The organism is Kitasatospora phosalacinea, assembly GCF_030268885.1.
In the GTDB taxonomy this organism is placed as follows: domain Bacteria; phylum Actinomycetota; class Actinomycetes; order Streptomycetales; family Streptomycetaceae; genus Kitasatospora; species Kitasatospora phosalacinea_C.
The window spans coordinates 178,726-196,039 of sequence record NZ_BSSA01000015.1 but is presented as its reverse complement, the minus strand read 5'-3'; the positions used below and the strand labels follow the sequence as shown (position 1 = coordinate 196,039).

Here is a 17,314-nt window from a genome sequence, read left to right as displayed (position 1 = left end):
CGCAACCACTGACCAGCACGTACAGCACGGTGTCCACGACCAGCCGACGCGAAAACTTCAACGGTCGGCCCGCCTTGCGCGGATCACGCCGCGGCAACAGCGGCTCGATCACAGCCCACTGACCATCCGTCAGAGACGACTCGTAGGACGGCTTGCACGCGCAGACACACATGGCGGCGATCATCGCGGACATCTCGACCGCGACGACCACCCCCAGCGATCACGCCACGCAGTTGATCAATTACCCCACACTTTCTGAGGGCCGGACGGGCGGGACGAGGGGCACCGGCGCGTGCGCAGCACGGTCCGGGCCCGGACGACGGTGCGCCTCGCGCTGTCGAACGGGCTCCCCTTCCGCACCGCGGTCGACCGGGGCCGGGAGCTCGCCGCGGTCCCGTCGACGGCGGGCGGGCCCCGCGAGCGCGTCCTGACGGCGGCGGCCGTTCCCGACGGGGCCGGGAGGCCCGGCCCTCACCCGCCCCGGCCCTCACCCGCCCCGGCCCTCGCCCGCTCCGGTCGTCACCCGCCCTGGCCGGCGCTCCCCATCGGGCCGATCCTCACCTGGGAGCCGCTGCCGTCCGTGACGGGCAGCGAACCGGCGCCCGGCCAGGCCAGGGTGACGGAGTGGGTCTCGTCCGGCGGGGTCACCACCAGGCCGGTGATCCGGACGCCGGAGCCGCCCGAGGTGTTGGCCGGGTAGCTGATGCCGAAGTAGGTGGACTTGCCGGCCTGCAGGACCGCCGCGACGACCGGCTCGCCGGAGCGCTGGGCGGACAGCGCGCCCGCCGAGGTCTGCAGGTCGACGCCCGCGTACCCGGCGATCGTGCACTCCTTGCCGCTGTGGTTCTTCAGCTGGACCGCGACGGTGCGCTCGGCGTCGCCGGTGACGGTGGCGTCCGCGGCGGTGATGGTCAGGTCGGCGGTGCGGCACTTGGCGGCCTTCCCGGCCCCGGCCCGGGCCCCGCCGGTGGTCCCGGCCGGGGCGGCGGTGCCGGGCGGCGCGGCGACCGGGGCCGCCGTACTCGGGGCGGCGGCGGCGCTCTTCGGGGCGGTGGCCGCGGTGCTCGGGGCGCCCTGGGCGGTGTCCGTGCCGTCGTCCTGGCAGGCGGTGAGCGTGAGGGCGGCCGCGACGGCCAGGGTGGTGAGGGCGAGGGAGCGGGCGCGCACGGGGTTCTCCTCCGGGTGGGACGGCGGTGCCGGTCGCTCGGTGCGAGCGGGTCTACGGAGTGCAGGACCGTCCGCCCGGCCGAACCGTTGCACCGCGCCCCGGCCCAGGACAGTGCTGTGACAGACCGGGCCGCGCACCCCTCCCCCCGCCCGGGCCGCACCCCACCGCCGACCGGCGCGAACGCCGCCGCGCGCCCCGCCGCACCCCGCCGCGCCCCGTCCGCCGTCCGCGCCGCCCGCCGGGACGGACCCGTGACACGGACGCCGTTGACCGCGGCCTCCCCCGTCCTCGTCCCCGCCGCGCCGCCGCCGCACTAGGGTGGGGTCTTCCGTCCGTCCCGCCGCGAGGAGCGCACCCACCGTGTCCGACAGCTTCGCCCACCTGCACGTCCACACCGAGTACTCGATGCTGGACGGCGCCGCGAAGAACGGGAAGCTGTTCGCCGAGGCGGAGAGACAGGGCATGCCCGCCATCGCGATGAGCGACCACGGCAACATGTTCGGCGCGTACGAGTTCTTCCACGCGGCCGCGAAGACCGCGGTGAAGCCGATCATCGGCATCGAGGCGTACGTGGCGCCGGGTTCGCGGTTCGAGAAGAAGCAGGTGTTCTGGTCGCCGGGCGGCCAGCGCCCGACCGGCGCGGACGGCGAGGGCGGCAAGGACGTCTCCGGCGGCGGCCGCTACACCCACATGACGATGTGGGCGCAGAACGCGACCGGGCTGCGCAACCTGTTCAAGCTCTCCTCGCTCGCGTCGATGGAGGGCTACTACATGAAGCCCCGGATGGACCGGGAGCTGATCGCCGCCAACGCGGGCGGCATCATCGCGACCACCGGCTGCCCGTCCGGGGAGGTGCAGACCCGGCTGCGGCTGGGCCAGTACGAGGAGGCGGTGAAGGCGGCCGCCGCGTACCAGGACATCTTCGGGAAGGAGAACTACTTCCTGGAGCTGATGGACCACGGCCTGTCCATCGAGCAGGACGTCCGGGCCGACCTGCTGCGCCTGGCCAAGCAGTTGGGCATCCCGCTGCTGGCCACCAACGACTCGCACTACGTGACGGCCGACCAGGCGGACGCGCACGACAGCCTGCTGTGCGTCGGCGTGGGCAAGAACAAGGACGACCCGAACCGGTTCAAGTTCAACGGCTCGGGCTACTACGTGAAGACCGCGGAGGAGATGCGCGAACTGTTCCGCGAGCTCCCGGAGGCGTGCGACAACACGCTGGCGATCGCCGAGCGGATCGAGTCGTACGAGGAGGTCTTCACCTACGTCGACCGGATGCCGCAGTTCGACGTGCCCGAGGGCGAGACCCAGGCGTCCTTCCTGCGCAAGAAGATCGCCGCGGGCCTGCAGCACCGCTACGGCGACAACCCGAGCCAGGAGGTGCTGGACCGGGTCGAGCTGGAGATGGGCGTGATCACCCCGATGGGGTTCGACGCGTACTTCCTCGTGGTCGCCGACATCTGCCAGTACGGGCGCGACAACGGCATCCCGGTCGGCCCGGGCCGCGGCTCGGCGGCCGGTTCGATGGTCGCCTACCTGACCGGCATCACCCAGCTCGACCCGCTGGAGCACGACCTGCTGTTCGAGCGCTTCCTCAACCCGGAGCGCATCAACCCGCCGGACGTCGACATCGACTTCGACGACCGCCAGCGCGACCAGATGGTGCGCTACGTCACCGAGAAGTACGGCTCCGCGTACACCGCGCAGGTCAACACCTTCGGCACCATCAAGGCCAAGGCGGCCGTGAAGGACGCCAACCGGATCCTCGGCTACCCGTTCTCGATGGGCGACCGGATCACCAAGGCGATGCCGCCGGACGTGATGGGCAAGGGCGTCCCGCTGGCGGACCTCTTCAACGAGAAGCACCCGCGGTACAACGAGGGCACCGAGATCCGCTCGCTGTACGAGAACGAGCCGGACGTCAAGAAGATCATCGACACCGGCCTGGGCATCGAGGGCCTGATCCGCGGCACCGGCGTGCACGCGGCCGCGGTGATCCTCTCCTCGACGCCGCTGCTCGACCTGATCCCGCTGCACATGCGGGACAAGGACGGCACCATCATCACCGGCTTCGACTACCCGTCGTGCGAAGCCATGGGCCTGATCAAGATGGACTTCCTGGGCCTGCGGAACCTGGGCATCATCGACCACTGCATCAAGATCGTGAAGGCCAACCGGGGCGTCGACGTCGACATCGACAGCATCCCGATCGACGACCCCACCACCTACCAGCTGCTCGCCCGCGGCGACACCCTCGGCGTCTTCCAGCTCGACGGCGGCCCGATGCGCGCCCTGCTGCGCCTGATGAAGCCCACCGAGTTCGCCGACATCTCCGCCGTCTCCGCGCTGTACCGGCCCGGCCCGATGGGCATGAACTCGCACACCAACTACGCGCTGCGCAAGAACGGCCAGCAGGAGATCATCCCGATCCACCCCGAGCTGGAGGAGCCCCTCAAGGAGGTCCTCGGCCCCACCTACGGCCTGATCGTCTACCAGGAGCAGGTGCAGCGCGCCGCCCAGGTGCTGGCCGGGTACTCGCTCGGCCAGGCCGACCTGCTGCGCCGCGCGATGGGCAAGAAGAAGAAGGAGGTGCTGGAGAAGGAGTTCGTGCCCTTCCACGCGGGCTGCAAGGAGCGCGGCTACTCGGACGAGGCGATCCAGGCCGTCTGGGACGTGCTGGTGCCGTTCGCCGGGTACGCCTTCAACAAGTCGCACTCGGCCGCGTACGGCCTGGTCTCGTACCAGACCGCCTACCTGAAGGCGAACTACCCCGCCGAGTACATGGCCGCCCTGCTCACCTCGGTCGCCGACGACAAGGACAAGATGGCCGTCTACCTGGCCGAGTGCCGGGCGATGGGCATCCGGATCCTCTCGCCGGACGTCAACGAGTCCGTGGTCGACTTCACCGCCGTCGGCAGCGACGTCCGCTTCGGCCTCAAGGCGGTGCGCAACGTCGGCGTCCCGGTGATCGAGTCGCTGGTCGCCACCCGGGAGGCGAAGGGCAAGTACACCTCCTTCGCCGACTTCCTGGACAAGGTCGAGCTGGTGGTCTGCAACAAGCGCACCGTCGACTCGCTGGTCAAGGCCGGCGCCTTCGACTCGCTCGGCCACACCCGGCTGTCGCTCAGCACCGTCCACGAGAGCGCGATCGACGCCGTCACCGGCGTCAAGAAGCAGCAGGCGATCGGGCAGGACGACCTGTTCGCGATGCTCGGCGGCGACGACACCCCCGCCATCGGCCTGGACTTCCAGCTCACCGACCGCGAGTGGCCGCGCAAGCAACTCCTCGGCCTGGAACGGGAGATGCTCGGCCTGTACGTCTCCAGCCACCCGCTGGACGGCGCCGAGCACATCCTCTCCAAGAACCGCGACGTCTCCCTCGTCGACCTGCTGAACTCCGGCCGCACCGAGGGCGAGGTCCGGCTCTCCGGCCTGATCACCGGCGTCGACCGGCGCATCAACAAGGCCGGCAACGCCTGGGCGATCATCACCCTGTCCGACCGCGACGGCTCCATCGAGGTGCTGTTCTTCCCCGCGGCCTACCAGCTGATGTCCGCCCAGATGGTCGAGGACAACGTGATCTCCGTCCGCGGCCGGCTCAACGAGCGCGACGGCTCGCTGAGCATCTTCGGCCAGGAGATCACCACCCTGGACATGTCCTCCGCCGAACTCGGCACCAAGCCCCCCGTCCAGATCACCGCCCCCGTCGGCCGCCTCACCCCCGACGTCGTCGCCGAACTCAGGACCACCCTGCTCGCCCACCCCGGCGACGTCCCCATCCGCCTGCTCACCACCGGCTGGGACAAGAACACCCTCTACGAGCTCGGCTTCACCGTGAACCCCGACAACGGCCTGGCCTCCGACATCAAGACCTTCCTCGGCCCGCACTGCTGGCAGGGCACCGTGTAGTCCTCCCCCAGGAGCGGTTGGACGACCGGGCTGAGCGGTGCAGCGGATGGCAGCCCGGTGGCGACGGCAGGGGACGAGAGTGAACGGTGCGGTGCCTCCAGGCCTTTCGGAGGCACCGCACCGTGCGCATCACCGGTGCACTTCGTTCACTTCGCTCGGCGCTTCGAGGGGAACGTGCGGGCGTAGTAACTGGCCCTGTCCTCATTGAGGTCAACGACCTCCAGGATGTCGGCCGCCAGTTCACGGTTCCGGCCGAACCCTTCTGCGGCCACCAGCCAGATCCCCTCCCGCGCCCGCAGTCGGCACTCGTCGCCCAAGCGGCTCCTCCCGTGCAGAACCTCGGAGTGGTGGGATTCACCGCAGGACAGCACCCAGAGCGTCTGCAGCAATTGCGACCGCGCGTAGTCCGACAGTTCTCCGCAGAGTGCCGCCAGGATCACACCGACCGCGGGGACGGACGCCTCGAAGAGGTTCCCCTCGACCTCGAGGTGACCCTCCAGGAAGATGCCGACGGCGTCCTGGGCCTTCTCGGCTTCGAGGACGGTGCGGAAGATGTCCGGCACGTGTTGCGCAGTTCCCCGGCAACCGCACCGCAGCGCACCCCACTCGTGCCTGTCCAGCTCCGCACGGACGAGCCTGCTCACGGCCAAGGCGAATCACTCCTATTCGAGTGCAAGTAGGGCTCCTTCAACAAAATCTCCCCTTCGAACATCCCCTGGCACACCAGGCAGACCTCCATGTCCTGCCACTGCGCTCCGACGGCGTCATCGAAGTTCTGCCGTTTCAGGGCCCTGGTGAACAGGACCTGGTCCCGGGTCCAGCCGGTGCCGACCAGGATATTCGGCTCGGCGCAGTTCCCCTGCCCGAGCAGGTGACCGCGACCTCTCCGGTCAGCTTGTTGACGGCGCCCACCCAGGTCTTGGACTTGGCCTCGCCCGTGGCCTTGGACGCCGTCACGGCCGGGACCGGCAGCGGGGCGACCTCCGTCGGCGGCACCCCGACCCTGTGGGTGCGCAACGACATCACCGGAGCGATCGGCTCCTTCCGGCTCACCTTCGACGCCAACTGCACCCCCACCGCCAACCTCGTCGCCCCGACCCGGGCCGCGCTGGTCTCCGGCGTCCTGGGCGCCGACGGCAGGAACATGTGCCTGGACATCAGCAACGCCGGCACCGCCGACGGCACCAAGGCCCAGATGTGGACCTGCAACGGCAACGGCACCCTCGTCCAACTGTGGACCTGCAACAACAGCGTCGCCCAGAAGTGGGTGCCCGGCCCGTTCGCCGGCTCGCTGCTCAACCCCAACTCCGGTCGCTGCCTGGCCGATCCGGCGGCCTCGAACAGCAAACGGCACCTGGCGGTTCGCCATGGCCGCCGGCGACACCACCGGCTGGCCGTACGACACCACCAGCAACGCCAACAGCACAGCAGCCGTGCAGATGGGCGTCTGGACCCACCTGACCGCCGTGTACGACGCCGACAGCAACCAGATCAGCCTCTACGTGAACGGAGCACTGGCCGGGACCGGCACCCACCAGCCCGGTCCGGCCTTCAACGGCAAGCTGGCCGTCGGACGCTGGCAGAACAACGGAGCGAACGCCAACTTCTTCAACGGCAGCATCAGCGACGTCCGCACCTACGGCACCGCCCTGTCCGCGGGCTCCGTCGCGCTCCTGCCCAACGGCGCACCCGCCGCCCCCCTCCAGCTCAGCTGACCCGTCCCCACCATCGGGCCCGGCTCCTGCGACGGTCGTCGCGGGGGCCGGGCCCTCGTCGTGCCGGTCGGGCGCTACTCGGTGCGCAGCGCGACCGCGGTGCGGGTCCTGGCGGCCCAGCCCGCCGGGACCATCGCGCCCAGCACCGCGATCACCACGCCGCCCAGGCCCAGCAGGGCCAGCGGCAGCGCGTGGTAGACGTCCACGACCGTGTCCGGCAGCCGGATGCCCGCGCTGTCGCCCATCGCGGGGACGACGATCCGCTGCAGCAGCACGCCGAGCGGGACGCCGACCACGCCGCCGACCAGGCCGATCACCACCACCGAGGAGACCACCATGGAGACGGTCTGGCGGGGCGTCATGCCGAGCGCCTTGACCACGCCGAGGTCGCGGATCCGCTCCCGGGTGTCCAGGACGACGGTGTTGAGGACGCCCAGGCCCGCGACCACCACCAGCATCAGGGTGAGCAGGCCGGTGAGCGCGTCCAGCAGGATGACCAGCTGGCTGGCGCTGCTGTCGTCGCCCGCGTGGGCGACCGCGCCGGTGGACTGCAGGGCGGCGTTGAGGCCGTCGGTGTAGGAGTGGGTCTCGGTGCCGGGCTTGAGCTTGATGTGGAAGTAGGCGGCGTGCAGGCCGGGTTCGGCTGCGGTGAGCGTCCCGGCGTCGGTGAACAGCTGCATGTCCTGGCTGTCGGCGACGAACGCCTCGCCGGTGATCTTCACCGGCAGGGTGGTGCCGTGGTCGGTGATCATCACGGTGTCGCCGACCTTGGCGCCGGTGGCGGTCAGGAAGGGCGTCGGGGCGACGGCCTCGCCGGGGCCGTGGAACCAGTTGCCCGCGACCAGCTGGCGGGCGGCCCAGGAGGAGTCGCCGAGGTAGGCGGTGACCGTGACGGTGCTGGTCGAGCCGGCCGCGGTGATCTCGGTCTGCGCGGCGCCGTAGTACTGCTGGGTGCCGGACTGCTGCTCGATCGCCTCGGCCATCGCGGCGGTGTCCGGGTTCGGGTTGCTGCTGGCGGGGGCGCCCGGCATCGGCGGCGGGACGGCCAGCACCGTCACGTCGGCGACGCTCTGCTTGGAGTCCTGGATCCGCTGCAGCGAGGTGGCCAGGCCGAAGGCGAAGGTGACGGCGGTGGCGCCGAACAGGATGGCGACGACCATGGCGAAGGCCCGGGACGGGCGGGCGAACGGCCGCGCCAGGCCCATCGTCACGGCCCGGGGCAGCGGCAGCGCCCGGGCGATCCGGGCGGCCCGCTGGCCGCGACCGAAGCGCGGGGTGTGGCCGACGGCGAGCGCGTCGACGGTCCGCAGGCGGCCGGCGCGCAGCGCGGAGACCAGGGCGGTCAGCGCGACCAGCGCGAGGGTGCCGAGGATCACCGCCACGTCGACCCAGGGCGCCACCGTCAGCGAGTCGGTGCTGTAGACCTGCTCGGTGGCGGAGAGCACCGCCCCGGCCGCCAGGTTCCCGGCCACCGCGCCGACCACGGTGCCGACCGCGGCGGGGATCAGCGCCTGGCCCATGTAGGTGCGCACCACCTGGCCGGGGGTGAAGCCGACGGCCTTCAGGATGCCGATCCGGCGGGTGCCGGAGCCGACCGCGCCCGCCACCACGTTGCCCACGATCAGCACCGACATGGCGATGCCGAGCAGACCGAAGGCGGTCAGGAAGGGGATGAAGATGCCGGTGCTCTTGCTGTTGCCGTTCTTGACGTTCAGCCAGCTGGTGGCGCCGGTCAGCGCCCCGTCCGGCACCTGTCCGGCGACGGCGGCGCGGTCGGCGGCGAGCTGCGCGTCGGTGGCCGCCGCGGAGAAGCGGTAGAGCATCTGGAAGCCCGCGCTGGTGCCCTTCGCGTCCAGGCCGTCGACCTGGCCGGGAGCGATCCAGCCGTCCGCGGTGCGGCTGACCGAGCGGGCGATGCCGACGATCTCCAGCTCGGTGCTGCCGCCGGTCGCCGACGGGAAGTCGATCTTCCCGCCGACCGACAGCTGCGGGCCCGAGTAGTCCGCCGAGACGACGATCTGGCCGGGGCCGGAGACCCAGTGGCCCTGGGTCAGGCTGACCTGGTCGACCTGGCCGCCCTGGGCGTCCCGGCCGACCAGCGCCATCGGCGGCAGCGACATGCCGGCCGGCAGGTCGAGCCCGGGGATGCCGCTCGGGTTGGTGGAGACCGTCCGGAACGGCCCGGCCGCGGCGGTCACGCCCGCGGCGTGGGCGGTCGCCCCGACCTGCGCGGCGTCGGCCTTCGCGGCGTCGAACTGCGCGGTCAGGTGCGGGCCGTGCTGCCGGGCGAAGGCGTGGTCGAACGGCGCGTCGGAGGCCACCAGCAGCGAGCCGCCGAGCACCGAGGCGGTCACCGCCATCATCGCGGCCAGGCCGGTGACGACGGTCTGCACGCGGCGGCGGCGCACCCCCGCGCGCATCACGGTGCCGAGAGCGCTCACCGGGTCACCGCCGTCGTGGGGGCGGCCGGGGAGGAGGTGGTCGGGAGGGCGTCGCCGCGGCGGGTGTCGGAGGCGATCCGGCCGTCCACGATCCGCACCGTCCGGGTCGCGCAGGTCTCGGCCAGCGTCAGGTCGTGGGTGACGATGACCAGGGTCTGCCCGTCCGCGTGCAGTTCCCGCAGCAGCGCCTTGACCTCCTCGCCGGAGGCGGAGTCCAGCGCGCCGGTCGGCTCGTCGGCCAGCAGCAGCGCGGGGCGGTTCATCAGCGCCCGGGCCACCGCGACGCGCTGGCGCTCGCCGCCGGACAGCCGGCCCGGGTAGGCCTTCTCGTGCTTGGCGATGCCCAGCGTGTCCAGCAGCTCGAGCGCCCGCCGCCGGGCCTCGCCGCGCCGGGTGCCCGTCATCTCGGCGGGCAGCACGACGTTGTCGAGCACCGTCAGGTCGTCCAGGAGGTGGAAGAACTGGAAGATCATGCCGATGTTGGTGCGCCGGTAGCGCGCCGCCCCGGCCTCGTTCAGGGTGTCCACCCGGACCCCGGCGACCGTGACGGTGCCCGAGTCGGGCCGGTCCAGCCCGGCGATCATGTTCAGCATGGTCGACTTCCCACTGCCCGAGGGCCCGAGGATCGCCAGTGCCTCCCCCTTGTCCACGCTCAGGGAGACGTCGCGCAGTGCGGCCGGACCGTCCACGAATTTCCGCGTCACACCGCTGATCTCGATCACGGGTTCGGTCGTCATCTGTCTCTCCTCGCAGTCCTTTCCGACGTCCACCACGCTAGGGTCGGGTGGCGGTCGGCCACGTCGGCCGCGGGAGGCAGGTGCGGTACGGCGTACGGACGACGGCCGCCGCCGTCATCCTCAAGACGTAGTCGGGAGATGTACAGGTTGAGCAGCACGGACGGCCCCCGGCCCGGCCCGCTCCCCCGGCGCAGACAGCTGCTGGACGCCGTGCTCGCGGCCGCGTTCGTCCTGGCCGAGCTCCGCTACGCGCTCGACCCGCCCAACGCCCCGTCCGCCCCGGTCGCCACGGCGGTGGCGGCGGTCTGCGCGGCCCTGCCGCTGATCTGGCGGCGGCGGGCCCCGCTGGGCGCGCTGGCCGCCCACCTGGCGTGCTGCGTCGCCCTGTTGGCACTGGGGGCGTTCCCGGACGTGCTGTTCGTGACCTCCCTGGTCACCGTGGTCACGCTGTACAGCGCCCTGGCGTACAGCCCGTACCCGCGGGGCGTGCTGGCCGCCGTGCCGGTCGCCTGCGCGGTCCTCGTCGCCCTGTTCGACCGGGCGAAGCTGCCGCACTTCCCGAACTGGCTGATGGGCGTCCTGCTGCTCTTCCCGGTCGCGGCCGCGGCCTGGGGCCACCGCCTGTGGGCGGCCCGCACCGAGCAGGGCGAGGCCCGGCTGCGGGCCCTGGAACTCGACCGGATCGAGGCGCTGCGGCAGGCCGTGGAGCACGAACGCGCCCGGATCGCGCGCGAGTTGCACGACGTGGTGACGCACAATGTCAGCGTGATGGTGATCCAGGCCGGTGCCGCCCGGGTCGTCCTGGACCGGGACCGGGCCGCCGCGAAGGAGGCGCTGGTCGCCATCGAGGCGGGCGGCCGGGCCGCGATGACCGACCTGCGCAACGTGATGGGCCTGCTGACCATGGACAGCCCCGACGAGGACCCGGCCGGCCGGGCCGGGCTCGCCCCGCAGCCCGGCCTGGACGGGCTGGCCGCCCTGGTCGACCGGATGCGGCTGGGCGGCGTCGAGGTCGACCTGCACGTCACCGGCGAACGCCAACCCCTGCCCCCCGGAGTCGAGTTGACGGCGTACCGGCTGGTCCAGGAGGCACTGACCAACATGCTCAAGCACGCCGTCGGCGCCCGCGCCGAGATCCGCGTCGACTACGGCCCGCAGGAGCTGCTGGTCGACGTCGCCCACACCGAGGGCCGCCCCGGCCGGGCCGCGTCCACCGGCAGCGGCCGGGGCCTGGTCGGCCTGCGCGAGCGGGTCGCGGTCCACGGCGGCACCTTCCGCGCCGGGCCCAGGCCCACCGGCGGCTACCGCGTCAAGGCAACGATCCCCCTGAACAGTCTGGAGAGCCCGTGAACACCCCCCTGCGCGTCGTGATCGCCGATGACCAGGCGCTCGTGCGCGCCGGGTTCCGGATGATCCTGAGCGCCGACGGCATCGAGGTCGCCGCCGAGGCCGACACCGGCACCGCCGCCGTCCAGGCCGTCCGCCGCACCCTGCCGGACGTCGTCCTGATGGACATCCGGATGCCCGAGATGGACGGCCTGGAGGCCACCCGCCGGATCCTCGCCGCGGGCGGCGAGCACCTCCCCCGCATCATCATCCTCACCACCTTCGACCTCGACCAGTACGTCTACGCCGCCCTCGGCGCCGGGGCCAGCGGCTTCCTGCTCAAGGACGTCACCCCCGAGCACCTGGTCTCCGCCGTCCGCACCGTGCAGTCCGGCGACGCCCTCCTGGCCCCCACGATCACCCGCCGCCTGGTCTCCCGCTTCGCCCGCCGCGAGGATCCCGCCCGCACCACCGCCCCCGAATGGGCCGCCCGGCACGGCGCCCTCGGCACCCTCACCGCCCGCGAACAGGAGGTCCTCGAACTGATGGCCCGCGGCATGAGCAACGCCGAACTCGCCGCCCACCTCACCCTCTCCGAGGCCACCGTGAAGACCCACGTCGCCCGCATCCTCGCCAAGCTCTCCCTGCGCGACCGCGTCCAGGCCGTCGTCCTCGCCTACGAGACCGGCCTGGTCTCCCCCGGCCACGCCGTGGAGGAGCCCCGCTGACCGCACGGCCGACGCCCCGTCAGGGGGCGATCCGGCCGTTCCCGTCCCGTACGGGCTCCCGCCCGGCCCCGACCTGCCGCCGGGTGGGAGTCTCCCCACGCCGCCGCCCCCGCATGCGGGGGCGGTCGCCCGTCAGGCGGTCGTCGGGCCGTGCACGTGGACGGCGTGGCCGTAGGAGCCCTCGGGCCGGGCGGCCAGGAGCGGCGGGAGGCGGCGCGTCACCGCGGCGACCGCTTCGGAGCGGGTGGTGGCGTCGTGCGCCTCCTTGTCGGTCCACAGCTGGGTCAGCCAGACGGTGTCCGGGTCCTCGGGGGCGGTGTTGATCGTGTAGGTCAGCAGCCCGCCGTCACTGCTGGCCCGGAACCCTTCGTGGAGCAGGGCGATCAGCTCCTCGCGCCGCCCGGGCAGGGCGGTCATCCGCCCGTAGACGCTGAACATGGTCGCGCTGGACATGCGTCCACCCCTTCGCCGGTTCCGTCCGCACCCAAGCTACCCTCCGCAGGCCCAACCGGCCCGACGGGTCGGCGATTTCGCGTCCTGGGCCGGTGGCTACCGGGTGACTGCCGGACGACTGCCGGGTGGCTACCGGGGGTCCGCGTCCGGCTGCTCGCGGACCGGCCGCTCGCGGACCGGGAGGCCGTGGGCGGCGGCCAGGCGGTCGAACGCCGCGGTGAGGGCGGCCCGTTGGGCGGGGGTGAGGCCCTCGGTGAGCTCCGCGTCGAGGGCGAGCGCCCGGGCGGTGCACCGGGCGAGGAGGTCGCGGCCGCGGTCGGTGAGGCTCAGGACCTGGCGGCGGCGGTCGGCCGGGTCGCGCAGCCGCTCGATCGCGCCCGCGGCCTCCAGGTGGTCGGCGAGGGAGACCACCAGGCTGGGCGCCACCCGCATCAGCTTGGCGATCTCCAACTGCGAGGCGCCCGGCGCCGTGTCGAGGGCGCCCAGCAGGCCGACGTGCTTGAGCTTGAGGCCGTGCTCGGCCAGCGCCTGCGCGTACCGGTCGGCGATCAGCGCACCCAGGACGCCGAACCGGAAGCTGAGCGTCTCGACCCACTTGACGTCGTTCACGAGGAGCATGCTACCTTCGCCAAACCGTTCTGGCCATGAATGATTTGGAGTGATAACCGTGCTCGATCCCCGCACCGTCCAACTCGTCTTCGCCGACCTGCAGGACAGCATCGTGGCGCTGAGCCGCACCAACGCCCCGGACACCGTCCGGCGCTCCGCCGGGGTGCTCGGCCGGATCGCCCGGGCGCTGGACCTCCCGTTCACCGTGTCGGTCGCCCCCCGGCCCGGCGGACCCGGCGTCATCGCCGAACTCCCCGACGCGACGCCGTTCGTGCGCAGCGGCCCGTGCTGCTGGGACGACCCGGCCTGGCGTCGCCAGGTCGCCGCCCACGGCCGCACCACCCTGGCCCTGTGCGGCGTGGCCTCGGAGATCGTGGTCCTGCACACCGCGCTGGACGCCCTGGCCGACGGCTACCGGGTGATCGTCCTGGTCGACGCGGGCGGCGGCCTGTCGCAGCGCACGGAGGACGCGGCCTTCGAACAGATCCGGGCGGCGGGCGGCACCGTGACCTCGGTGGCGAGCTTCGCCACCGACATGGTGCGCGACTTCACCGACCCGACCGGCCGCGAGGTCATCACCGCGCTGCACGGCCTGACGGCCTGAACGCCCCCGGCGGGCAAGGCCGGTGGGATCCGCCGAGGCCCGCCGGTTCCTTACCGGTCGGTGACGCCGCCGAGCGGCTGCACCGCTTCCGGGCCGGGCGTGGGTAGCGTCGGCCGGCATGAGGATCCTGGTGACGGGCGGGGCCGGTTTCATCGGCTCCGCGGTGGTGGGAGAGCTGCTCGCGGGCGGCCACGAGGTGCGGGTGCTGGACGCGCTGCTCCCGGCGGTGCACCCGTCGGGGCTGCCGTCGGCGGTCCCGGCGGGCGCGGAGTTCCGGCACGCCGACGTGCGGGACGCGACCGCGGTGGAGGACGCCCTGGACGGGGTGACGGCGGTCTGCCACCAGGCGGCGATGGTCGGCCTGGGCGTGGACCTGGACGACGCCCCCGCGTACGCCGGGTGCAACGACCTGGGCACGGCGGTGCTGCTGTCGGCGATGGCCCGGCGCGGGGTGCGGCAGCTGGTGCTGGCCGGGTCGATGGTGGTCTACGGCGAGGGCGCCTACCGCTGCGGGACGCACGGCCCGGTGTCCCCCGGCCCGCGCCGGGCCGCGGACCTGGACGCGGGCCGCTTCGAGCCGCCCTGCCCGCGGTGCGGCGAACCCCTGCTGCCCGGACTGGTCGCGGAGGACGCCCCGGCCGACCCGCGCAACGTGTACGCGGCCACCAAGCTCGCCCAGGAACACCTCGCCTCCGCCTGGGCCCGGGCCTGCGGGGGCCGGGTCCTGACGCTCCGTTACCACAACGTGTACGGCCCGGGCATGCCCCGGGACACCCCGTACGCCGGGGTGGCCGCGCTGTTCCGCTCGGCCCTGGCCCGCGGCGAGGCCCCGCGGGTCTTCGAGGACGGCGGCCAGCGCCGCGACTTCGTGCACGTCACGGACGTGGCCACCGCCAACGCGGCGGCCCTGGCGGCCCTCCCCGACCACCCGGCGGGCAGCGCCCGGGCGTACAACGTGGGCAGCGGGGAGGTCCGCACGGTGGGCGACCTGGCCCGGGCGCTGGCGGCGGCGCACGGCGGCCCGGCCCCGGTCGTGACGGGCGAGTACCGGCTCGGCGACGTCCGCCACGTGACCGCCGATTCGAGCCGGCTGCGCGCGGAACTGGGCTGGCGCCCCCGGGTCGAATTCGCCGCCGGAACGGCCGAGTTCGCCCTCGCCCCGCAACGCACCTGACGGCCCCGACCGGAGCTGCCGACGACGGGGCGACGCACCGACCGGGCCGATCCGCGGACACCGGGCACGGCCCCGACGGCACCGGGAGGACCGTCCGCACCGGACGCCCGCCCCGCCGCCCGGACAGCACCGCCGACCCCGGCCGGTGGCACCCACCATCCGCCCCGCCGCCCGGTGCCCGGCGCCGCGTCGGCCCCGGCAGGCCGACCGCACCGGAGGGCCGTCGGCCGGGCGTCGCGGTGCCGTCGTCCCGGGTCGGTGGCCCCGGCCGGTTCCGTTCTTCTCCGCCCCGCCGCCCGGTGGTGCGCGTCGTCAGGCTCGGCGGGCCGTCGGGAGGGTGATCTCGAAGCAGCAGCCGCCGTCGACGTTGCGGACCCGGGCCCGGCCGGCGTGGGCCTCGACGATGCCGCGGACGATGGCGAGGCCGAGGCCGGCGCCGCTGTCGGCCGTGGCGGGGGCGCCGGGATCGGTGGGGCCGGGGTCGGTGGGGCCGGTCGGACGGGGGGTGCGGGCGGGGGTGCCGCGCCAGCCGGTCTCGAAGACCCGGGGGAGGTCGGGTTCGGGGATGCCGCCGCAGCCGTCGGTGACGGCGAGCACGACGGCGCCGTCCTCCCGGTGGGTGGAGACGGCGACCACGCCGTCCGGCGGGGTGGCGCGGATCGCGTTGACCAGCAGGTTGCCGATCACCCGGGTGATCTCCCGGGGGTCGGCCTCGACCGGCGCGGGCTCGACGCGGCGGCCCTCCAGGCGTACGCCGCGCTGCCGCGCCAGCGGGTGGGCCCCGGCGAGCGCGTCGTCGACCAGGTCGTGCAGGGAGACCCGGGAGAGGCTGAGCGAGAGCGCACCCGCCTGGATCCGGGAGAGTTCGAACAGGTCGTCGACCATGCCGGTGAGCCGTTCCACCTCGGTGCGGATCCGGGCGAGGTAGCGCTCGGGCTGCTCGGCGACGCCGTCCTCCAGCGCCTCGGCCATCGCGCGCAGTCCGGCCAGCGGGGTGCGCAGGTCGTGCGAGATCCAGGCGATGAGTTCGCGCCGAGAGGCGTCCAGTGCCCGCTCGCGGTCCCGGGACTCGGCCAACCGGGCACTGGTGGCGGCGAGTTCGGCGCTGACCGCGGCCAGTTCCCGGCCGAGCGGCCGGTCCGGCGGGGTGAACCCGGCGTCGCCGCCGACGGTGCGGGCGGCCACCGCCAGGGCCCGGCCGCCCGCGGTGACCTGGCGGCCCAGCAGCGCGGCGGTGAGCAGCGCGACCACCGAGGCCATCGCCAGGACGGTGACGACCACGCCGAGGTCGTGCGGGGAGAGGAACATCGCCCGGGCCACCGCGAACGTCCCGGAGGTGACGGCGAGGACGCTGACCACGGCGACGGCGAACAGGGTGAGCGCCAGCGAGCGGCGGCGCAGCAGCCGCAGCGCGGCCAGGCCGAGCAGTCCGGCGGCGGCGGCGCCGAGTGCGGCGAACAGGGCGATCAGCAGCAGGTCCTTCACCGCGCACCGTCCCGTCCGGCGTCGTCCCGTCCCGCACCGCCCGACGCCTGGCCTGCCTGGCCTGCCTGGCCCGCCGGGCCCGCCGGGTCGTAGCGGTAGCCGACGCCCCAGACGGTGCTGATCAGTTCGGGCGCGCCGGGGTCGTCCTCGATCTTCTCGCGCAGGCGGCGGACGTGGACGGTGACGGTCGACAGGTCGCCGAAGTCCCAGCCCCACACCCGCTGCATCAGCTCCTGCCGGGAGAACACCGTCCCGGGGTGCCGGAGCAGGAACGCGAGCAGGTCGAACTCCCGGCTGGTGAGCGGGAGTTCGCGACCGGCCCGGTGGGCGCGGCGGGCCCGCGGGTCGAGCGCCAGGTCGCCGGAGCGCAGCGGTTGCGCCGGGGCGGCGGAGGTGGCGGCCGAGGCGGCGGTGCGGGCGCGGCGCAGGATCGACTGGACGCGCAGCACGAGTTCGCGCGGGCTGAACGGCTTGGTGACGTAGTCGTCCGCGCCGAGTTCGAGGCCGAGGACGCGGTCGGCCTCGTCGCCCCTGGCGGTGAGCAGCACCACCGGCAGGTCCGCGCGGTCGGGGCGGGCGCGCAGGCGGCGCAGCACTTCGAGGCCGTCGAGGCCGGGCAGCATCAGGTCGAGGACGAGCAGGTCGGGACGGTGGCGTTCGGCCAGGGCGAGTCCGCGCGGCCCGTCCTCGGCGCGTTCGACCAGGTGGCCGGCCCGGGTGAGGTAGCCGGCCACGACCTCGCCGACGGTCGGGTCGTCGTCGACGACCAGGATGCGCGCGGGTTCCGGCGGCTCGGCGGGGGCGGGGCTGCGGTTCACCCGCCCGAGGATACGAGCGCGGGGCCGCCCGCGGGGCCGCACCGGACCGGCGTCCGGGTTCCGTTCGGGTTCCGTAAGGTCCGCCGTCCGGGCGGCTGCGCCGTACGACTTCCGTAAGGGCGCGGCTCGGTCGCGGCGGGGGCG

The 17,314-nt window shown here is 73.6% G+C and carries 16 protein-coding genes; 6 read left to right on the top strand and 10 right to left on the bottom strand.

The annotated features are described in order from the left end of the window. Together QSK52_RS22160 and QSK52_RS22155 are read right to left on the bottom strand one after the other, a co-directional pair. Positions 1–184 (bottom strand): transposase (locus tag QSK52_RS22160; protein ID WP_285737869.1); only part of this gene is annotated, 184 nt, incomplete at its 3' end. Between the two features lie 335 nt (positions 185–519). Next, complete coding sequence (locus tag QSK52_RS22155) at positions 520–1,167, bottom strand: DUF4232 domain-containing protein (protein ID WP_285737868.1); 648 nt, start codon at positions 1,165–1,167, stop codon at positions 520–522. Positions 1,168–1,528: 361 nt separating this feature from the next. Here QSK52_RS22155 and dnaE point away from each other — a divergent pair, with 361 nt between their 5' ends. Next, positions 1,529–5,080: a DNA polymerase III subunit alpha gene (gene dnaE, locus QSK52_RS22150; protein ID WP_285737867.1), complete on the top strand. Its 3,552-nt coding sequence runs from the start codon at positions 1,529–1,531 to the stop codon at positions 5,078–5,080. A gap of 146 nt (positions 5,081–5,226) precedes the next feature. On the opposite strand, the gene QSK52_RS22145 is transcribed toward dnaE, so the two are convergent. Together QSK52_RS22145 and QSK52_RS22140 are read right to left on the bottom strand one after the other, a co-directional pair. Next, positions 5,227–5,643, bottom strand: coding sequence for a hypothetical protein (locus QSK52_RS22145; protein WP_285737866.1), 417 nt, complete (start codon positions 5,641–5,643; stop codon positions 5,227–5,229). A gap of 220 nt (positions 5,644–5,863) precedes the next feature. After that, positions 5,864–6,379: a hypothetical protein gene (locus QSK52_RS22140; protein ID WP_285737865.1), complete on the bottom strand. Its 516-nt coding sequence runs from the start codon at positions 6,377–6,379 to the stop codon at positions 5,864–5,866. A gap of 68 nt (positions 6,380–6,447) precedes the next feature. Between QSK52_RS22140 and QSK52_RS22135 the strand changes: the two genes are divergently transcribed. Then, positions 6,448–6,795, top strand: a complete 348-nt coding sequence (locus QSK52_RS22135) for a LamG-like jellyroll fold domain-containing protein (protein ID WP_285737864.1) — start codon at positions 6,448–6,450, stop codon at positions 6,793–6,795. Between the two features lie 74 nt (positions 6,796–6,869). Here the strand turns inward: QSK52_RS22135 and QSK52_RS22130 are convergent, their stop codons facing one another. Beyond that, positions 6,870–9,236 (bottom strand): ABC transporter permease, encoded by a 2,367-nt coding sequence (locus tag QSK52_RS22130; protein WP_285737863.1) that lies wholly within the window; start codon positions 9,234–9,236, stop codon positions 6,870–6,872. After that, positions 9,233–9,973 (bottom strand): ABC transporter ATP-binding protein, encoded by a 741-nt coding sequence (locus QSK52_RS22125; RefSeq protein WP_285737862.1) that lies wholly within the window; start codon positions 9,971–9,973, stop codon positions 9,233–9,235. The genes QSK52_RS22130 and QSK52_RS22125 overlap by 4 nt, the downstream gene beginning before the upstream one ends. Positions 9,974–10,111: 138 nt before the next feature. On the opposite strand from QSK52_RS22125, the gene QSK52_RS22120 reads away from it, so the two are divergent. Both QSK52_RS22120 and QSK52_RS22115 read left to right on the top strand, forming a co-directional pair. Next, the gene (locus QSK52_RS22120) at positions 10,112–11,323 is read left to right on the top strand and encodes a sensor histidine kinase (protein ID WP_285737861.1); all 1,212 of its coding nucleotides are present in this window, start codon (positions 10,112–10,114) and stop codon (positions 11,321–11,323) included. Beyond that, entirely contained in the window at positions 11,320–12,027 is a 708-nt protein-coding gene (locus QSK52_RS22115; protein WP_285737860.1) for a response regulator, read from the top strand. Before QSK52_RS22120 ends, QSK52_RS22115 begins: the two co-directional genes overlap by 4 nt. Positions 12,028–12,159: 132 nt before the next feature. Here the strand turns inward: QSK52_RS22115 and QSK52_RS22110 are convergent, their stop codons facing one another. Next, positions 12,160–12,480, bottom strand: coding sequence for a putative quinol monooxygenase (locus QSK52_RS22110; protein ID WP_285737859.1), 321 nt, complete (start codon positions 12,478–12,480; stop codon positions 12,160–12,162). 129 nt (positions 12,481–12,609) lie between these two features. Further along, positions 12,610–13,098, bottom strand: coding sequence for a MarR family winged helix-turn-helix transcriptional regulator (locus tag QSK52_RS22105; protein WP_285737858.1), 489 nt, complete (start codon positions 13,096–13,098; stop codon positions 12,610–12,612). Between the two features lie 49 nt (positions 13,099–13,147). Here QSK52_RS22105 and QSK52_RS22100 point away from each other — a divergent pair, with 49 nt between their 5' ends. Together QSK52_RS22100 and QSK52_RS22095 are read left to right on the top strand one after the other, a co-directional pair. Next, on the top strand, positions 13,148–13,693 hold the full coding sequence (locus tag QSK52_RS22100; protein ID WP_285737857.1) for an isochorismatase family protein: 546 nt from the start codon (positions 13,148–13,150) through the stop codon (positions 13,691–13,693). A gap of 118 nt (positions 13,694–13,811) precedes the next feature. Continuing rightward, entirely contained in the window at positions 13,812–14,867 is a 1,056-nt protein-coding gene (locus tag QSK52_RS22095; protein WP_285737856.1) for an NAD-dependent epimerase/dehydratase family protein, read from the top strand. Between the two features lie 312 nt (positions 14,868–15,179). Here QSK52_RS22095 and QSK52_RS22090 read toward each other — a convergent pair whose 3' ends face one another. Together QSK52_RS22090 and QSK52_RS22085 are read right to left on the bottom strand one after the other, a co-directional pair. Further along, complete coding sequence (locus tag QSK52_RS22090) at positions 15,180–16,352, bottom strand: sensor histidine kinase (protein ID WP_285737855.1); 1,173 nt, start codon at positions 16,350–16,352, stop codon at positions 15,180–15,182. Next, on the bottom strand, positions 16,349–17,170 hold the full coding sequence (locus QSK52_RS22085; RefSeq protein ID WP_285737854.1) for a response regulator transcription factor: 822 nt from the start codon (positions 17,168–17,170) through the stop codon (positions 16,349–16,351). Before QSK52_RS22085 ends, QSK52_RS22090 begins: the two co-directional genes overlap by 4 nt. Positions 17,171–17,314: the final 144 nt, after the last annotated feature.

What these genes read in the sequence shown, in the direction of transcription:
- QSK52_RS22135 (WP_285737864.1), top strand. Translation starts at nt 6,448, where the DNA reads ATGGCCGCCGGCGACACCACCGGCTGGCCGTACGACACCACCAGCAAC.
- QSK52_RS22125 (WP_285737862.1), bottom strand. Translation starts at nt 9,973, where the DNA reads ATGACGACCGAACCCGTGATCGAGATCAGCGGTGTGACGCGGAAATTC.
- QSK52_RS22120 (WP_285737861.1), top strand. Translation starts at nt 10,112, where the DNA reads ATGTACAGGTTGAGCAGCACGGACGGCCCCCGGCCCGGCCCGCTCCCC.
- QSK52_RS22110 (WP_285737859.1), bottom strand. Translation starts at nt 12,480, where the DNA reads ATGTCCAGCGCGACCATGTTCAGCGTCTACGGGCGGATGACCGCCCTG.
- QSK52_RS22105 (WP_285737858.1), bottom strand. Translation starts at nt 13,098, where the DNA reads ATGCTCCTCGTGAACGACGTCAAGTGGGTCGAGACGCTCAGCTTCCGG.
- QSK52_RS22095 (WP_285737856.1), top strand. Translation starts at nt 13,812, where the DNA reads ATGAGGATCCTGGTGACGGGCGGGGCCGGTTTCATCGGCTCCGCGGTG.